The sequence below is a fragment of the Vibrio sp. 5S239 genome (assembly GCF_041439575.1).
Classification (GTDB): Bacteria; Pseudomonadota; Gammaproteobacteria; order Enterobacterales; family Vibrionaceae; genus Vibrio; species Vibrio kanaloae.
Genome location: NZ_JBGOOM010000052.1, coordinates 1,421 through 2,520, shown reverse-complemented (window position 1 = coordinate 2,520; position 1,100 = coordinate 1,421). Strand labels below are relative to the sequence as shown.

1 rRNA gene (cut by a window edge) is annotated in these 1,100 nt (G+C 51.8%); it reads right to left on the bottom strand.

Features of this window, described 5'->3' with window-relative positions:
- Window positions 1–67: 67 nt before the first annotated feature.
- Window positions 68–1,100: ribosomal RNA gene (locus ACED48_RS20315) — 23S ribosomal RNA — on the bottom strand (its annotated part continues 1,420 nt past the right edge of the window); the annotation flags it as partial.

The following is a 1,100-nucleotide window of genomic DNA, read 5'->3' as shown; positions in this document are numbered from 1 at the left end:
AATAAAAGTCTCTTCAAACGCATTCAAGGTCTGTCTCTTTGAGTCCACAAAACCCCTTGGGTGTTGTATGGTTAAGCCTCACGGGCAATTAGTACAGGTTAGCTCAATGCCTCGCAGCACTTACACACCCTGCCTATCAACGTCGTAGTCTACGACAACCCTTTAGGACACTTATAGTGCCAGGGAAAACTCATCTCAAGGCTCGCTTCGCGCTTAGATGCTTTCAGCGCTTATCGATTCCGAACGTAGCTACCGGGCAATGCCATTGGCATGACAACCCGAACACCAGAGGTTCGTCCACTCCGGTCCTCTCGTACTAGGAGCAGCCCCTTTCAATTTTCCAACGCCCACGGCAGATAGGGACCGAACTGTCTCACGACGTTCTAAACCCAGCTCGCGTACCACTTTAAATGGCGAACAGCCATACCCTTGGGACCGACTTCAGCCCCAGGATGTGATGAGCCGACATCGAGGTGCCAAACACCGCCGTCGATATGAACTCTTGGGCGGTATCAGCCTGTTATCCCCGGAGTACCTTTTATCCGTTGAGCGATGGCCCTTCCATTCAGAACCACCGGATCACTATGACCTGCTTTCGCACCTGCTCGAATTGTCATTCTCGCAGTCAAGCGGGCTTATGCCATTGCACTAACCACACGATGTCCAACCGTGTTTAGCCCACCTTCGTGCTCCTCCGTTACTCTTTGGGAGGAGACCGCCCCAGTCAAACTACCCACCAGGCACTGTCCGTAATCCCGATTCAGGGACCAACGTTAGAACATCAAAACTACAAGGGTGGTATTTCAAGGACGACTCCATCACATCTAGCGACGCAATTTCATAGTCTCCCACCTATCCTACACATGTAGGTTCAATGTTCAGTGCCAAGCTGTAGTAAAGGTTCACGGGGTCTTTCCGTCTAGCCGCGGGTACACTGCATCTTCACAGCGATTTCAATTTCACTGAGTCTCGGGTGGAGACAGCGTGGCCATCATTACGCCATTCGTGCAGGTCGGAACTTACCCGACAAGGAATTTCGCTACCTTAGGACCGTTATAGTTACGGCCGCCGTTTACCGGGGCTTCGATCAAGAGCTTCGT